Here is a 4,193-nt window from a genome sequence, read left to right as displayed (position 1 = left end):
TGAACTTCTTCGCCGCGGCCGGTTATGATCGCGTCTGATCAGAATCTGCTCTAGCCTCGACTCCGTTACACCATCAATGTGAGGGACGACCGCCAACCTTCCAGTCAAGCCGCGCGACGCGCGCCACCAAACAGCGCCGTAGCTAGCGCGGCTTCGCTGGAAGGCCCCGGGGGGGGCCCGTTACCCCATCTACGAAAAGACGGACGCTCACTTCGCCCGCTTCTGCTCGATCACGTCCCAGATCTTGGCCGCGACGTCGGGGCCGCCGAGCCGCGCGATGGCGCGGATGCCGGTGGGCGAGGTCACGTTGATCTCGGTGAGGTTGCCGTTGATGACGTCGATGCCGACAAACAGCAGGCCGCGCTCGCGCAGCGCCGGGCCGACGGTGGCGCAGATCTCGCGCTCGCGCGGGGTCAGCTCGGTCTCCTTCGCCGCGCCGCCGCGCACCATGTTGGAGCGGAGGTCGTCGGCGGCCGGCACGCGGTTCACAGCGCCGGCGAACTCGCCATCGACCAGGATGATGCGCTTGTCGCCGTGCTTCACCTCGGGGATGAACTGCTGGATCACCCAGGCTTCCTTGAACGTCACCGAGAACATGTCGAACAGCGAGCCGAAATTCATGTCCTGCGGCATGACGCGGAACACCGCCGCGCCGCCATGGCCATGCAGCGGCTTCATCACGACGGCGCCGTGCTTGTCGCGGAAGGCGTTGATCTCGTCGAGGTCGCGCGAGATCAGCGTCGGCGGCATCAGCTGCGGGAAGTTCATCACGAACAGCTTTTCCGGCGCATTGCGCACCGAGGCCGGGTCGTTGACGACCAGCGTCTTCGGATGGATGCGCTCGAGCATGTGCGTGGAGGTGATGTAGGCGAGGTCGAACGGTGGATCCTGACGCAGCAGCACCACGTCAAAGCCGTTCAGCGCCTCGCGCCGGGGCTCGCCGAGGGTGAAATGATCGCCGGGCTCGTCGCGCACCGTCAGGAGCTGGACCGGCGCGACGATCTCCTCGCCGACCATCGAGAGCTTGTCGGGTGTGTAATAGGACAGGCCGTGGCCGCGCTTCTGCGCCTCCAGGAGCAGCGCGAAGGTGGAATCGCCCTTGATGTTGATGCGGGCGATGGGGTCCATCTGGACGGCGACGTTGAGTTTCATGGTCTGCCTTTCAGGTCGAGGCGTCGAATGCCGCCAACACATGGCGTGGAAGTGAGCGCGGCGCAATCAGCATGGCGTCGAATCGCAATTCGAATTCGGCATGCTCGGGATGCGCCACGAGCCAGCCTTGCGCGGCGTCGATGATGCGCTGCTGCTGGCGCGGGGTCACCGCATAGGCGGCCTCGTCGAGGCTGGCGCGGGCCTTGACCTCTACGAAGGCGATCAGATTGCGGCGTCGTGCCACGAGGTCGATTTCGCCATGCGGGGTGCGGAAGCGTTTGGCGAGGATGCGGTAGCCCTTGGCCATCAGATAGGCGGCGGCGCGGCTCTCGGCGGAAATGCCGGTGCGGAACGCGGCGACGCGCTCGGGGGAAGCGGCTTTCGGTTCCGCGCCCTCAGTCTTCGCCATCGCCGTCCCTTTGGTCCTTGGCGAGCTCAAGCGCGCGGGCATAGACCTCGCGGCGCGGCCGCCCCGACAGCGCGACGGCGTGCGCGACGGCATCCTTGACGCTGTTCGCGGCAAGCTGCGCGCGCAGCAGATCGTCGAGCGCATCCGATGTCAGCACCTCGGCGTCGGCCGCCGGCGGAGCGATCACCAGCACGAACTCGCCGCGCGTCTCCAGCCCGTCGGCATCCCGCGCCAGCTCGTGGAGAGGCGCGCGCGAAATCTCCTCGTGCAGCTTGGTCAGCTCACGGCAGATCGCGGCCTCGCGGCTGCCCATGATCTCGGCGAGCTCGGTGAGCGTATCCTGGACGCGGTTGCCGGATTCGAACATCACCAGCGTCGCATCGATACGGGCAAGCTCGGTCAGGCGTGATTTTCGCGCGGCAGATTTCGCTGGCAGAAAGCCCTCGAAGAAAAAGCGATCGGTCGGCAGCGCCGCGACCGACAGCGCCGCCAGCACCGAGGACGGGCCGGGCAGCGCATGGACCGTATGGCCGGCGGCGCAGACCTCGCGCACCAGCTTGAAGCCGGGATCGGAGATCAGCGGCGTGCCGGCGTCGGAGACCAGCGCGACCGAGCCGCCTGCCGCCAGCGCCTCCAGGATCTTCGGGCGCGCGGCTTCGGCGTTGTGCTCGTGATATTGCTTGAGTTGCGCGCTGATCGCATAGCGCTCGGTCAGGCGCCGCGTGATCCTGGTGTCCTCGCAGGCGATGACATCAACGCCGGCGAGGGTCTGCAGCGCCCGCAGGGTGATGTCGCCGAGATTACCGATGGGGGTCGCGACCAGATAGAGACCCGGCGCCGCCTTCGGCGCCGGCAGCCGATGGGCGTCGATGGAGAAACCGCGCGGGGCGGCGTCTGGGCCTTCAGGCGTATTTATCGGGGCCGGCTTTGCGCGCATAATCAGACGAACTTAGGCATGATCCCCGGGGCTGGGAACCGGTCCTCCGAAAAAGATCATGCCGTGGTGAGGGGTGAGGAAGGACTGGAATGTGATCCATTAGGCATCACATTCCCGAGGGAATGAAGAGTCAGCGTCATATTCACGGCGGAAACGCCGCCTTGATGCTGGGTGACGGACGGTGGACAGCTAGCCAGACGTGAGGGGCGGTCGCGTTAAGCGGTCATTATCCTTTTGTTTTAGTTAACTATTTGCCGACAATATGCCTGAATCCGCGGCTTCTGTCGCGGCAAGAATGTTGTTGTGACCGGCCGGCCGACGGCTGGTCAGAAGAGAAGCTGCTGCCATGGGCCCGCGTGATCCAAAGTCTCCCGTTCCGGGGCCCCGTTTGTCCGGGGCGACCCGGCGGAGCGCGCTCGGCCTGCTGCTCGGCGCACCCGTGCTGTCGGCCTGTGCCGGCGTGCAGCAGAGCCTCAGCCAGTTCTCCAACCCCTTCAGCAGCTCCTCCCCTCCTCCGGCCCAACCGGCCGGCCCGCCGCAACAGGCCACGACCGCCGGCACCGGCGGGGTGAAAGTCGCCGTGATCCTGCCGCTCTCGGCCGCCGGCAATGCCGGCCTCGCCGCGCAGTCGATGCGCAATGCCGCCGAAATGGCGCTGGCCGAGTTTCAGAATCCGAACATCCAGCTCCTGATCAAGGACGACAATGGCACCCCGCAGGGCGCGCAAGCCGGTGCGCAGCAGGCGGTCGACGAAGGCGCCGAGATCATTCTGGGGCCGCTGTTCGCGCAGTCGGTGCCTGCGGTCGCGCAGGTCGCGCGCACGCGCGGTATTTCCGTCATCGCGTTCTCGACGGACTCGAGTATTGCCGGCCGCGGCGTCTATCTGCTCTCGTTCCTCCCCGAGTCCGACGTCAATCGCATCGTCGAATATTCCGCCGGCATCGGAAAGCGCGCGGTCGCCGTGCTCGTGCCCGACAATGCCTATGGCAATGTCGTCGAAGCCGCGGTGAAGGCGGCGGTGCCGCGGCGCGGCGGGCGCATCGTCGCGTTCGAGAAATACGGCGCCGATCGCGCCACGCCGGCGCGCACGGTGGCGCAGCAGCTCGGCGGCGCGGATGCGCTCTTCATCGCCGATGACGGCGATGCCGTTGTTTCCGTCGCGGATGCGATGACCGCGGCAGGCGCGAATCTGCGCAACATCCAGTTGCTCGGCACCGGCCTGTGGGACAGCCCGCGCGTCTATGCCAGCCAGAATCTGCAAGGCGGCCTCTACGCCGCGCCGGACCCGGCCGGCTTCCGCGCGTTCTCCGGCCGCTATCGCACCAAATACGGCGCCGATCCGATCCGCACCGCGACGCTCGCCTATGACGCGGTCGCCCTCGTCGCCGCGCTCGCGCGCACGCAGGGCACGACGCGGTTCTCGGCGGATGTGCTCACCAATCCGTCGGGCTTTGCCGGCATCGACGGCCTGTTCCGCTTCCGCGCCGATGGCACCAATGAGCGCGGGCTTGCGGTGATGAAGGTGACGACGGGCGGCGGTGTTGCGGTCGCGGGCTCGCCGAAGAGTTTTGGGGCGTGATGGTTTCGTAGCCCGGATGGAGCGCAGCGAAATCCGGGACCGTTCTCTCCGCGTGCGCAACCCCGGATTACGCTGCGCTCCATCCGGGCTTCTGTAACGGGCCTCGGTTAGTCAAT

Annotated in this window: 4 protein-coding genes; 1 reads left to right on the top strand and 3 read right to left on the bottom strand. The window is 66.9% G+C overall.

Going from position 1 to position 4,193, the window contains the following annotated elements:
- Positions 1 to 207 precede the first annotated feature (207 nt).
- Genes gshB through rsmI form a run of 3 tightly spaced genes read right to left on the bottom strand, consistent with a single transcriptional unit; the run spans position 208 to position 2,498 of the window.
- Positions 208 to 1,152 carry a glutathione synthase gene (gene gshB / locus AC5JM2_RS10455; protein ID WP_495834824.1) on the bottom strand — a complete coding sequence of 315 codons (945 nt, stop codon included), beginning with the start codon at positions 1,150 to 1,152 and terminating at the stop codon, positions 208 to 210.
- A 10-nt stretch (positions 1,153 to 1,162) separates the two neighbouring features.
- A complete protein-coding gene (locus AC5JM2_RS10450) occupies positions 1,163 to 1,561 on the bottom strand; it encodes a YraN family protein (protein WP_495834823.1) in 399 nt (132 codons plus the stop codon).
- Positions 1,548 to 2,498, bottom strand: a complete 951-nt coding sequence (gene rsmI, locus AC5JM2_RS10445) for a 16S rRNA (cytidine(1402)-2'-O)-methyltransferase (RefSeq protein ID WP_495834822.1) — start codon at positions 2,496 to 2,498, stop codon at positions 1,548 to 1,550. The genes AC5JM2_RS10450 and rsmI overlap by 14 nt, the downstream gene beginning before the upstream one ends.
- A 388-nt stretch (positions 2,499 to 2,886) precedes the next feature.
- Between rsmI and AC5JM2_RS10440 the strand changes: the two genes are divergently transcribed.
- Positions 2,887 to 4,077, top strand: a complete 1,191-nt coding sequence (locus AC5JM2_RS10440; protein WP_495834821.1) for a penicillin-binding protein activator — start codon at positions 2,887 to 2,889, stop codon at positions 4,075 to 4,077.
- Positions 4,078 to 4,193: the final 116 nt, after the last annotated feature.

Source organism: Brasilonema angustatum, from assembly GCF_059505445.1.
The sequence above is the reverse complement of the archived record's forward strand: the minus strand, read 5'-3'. Positions and strand labels throughout refer to the sequence as shown.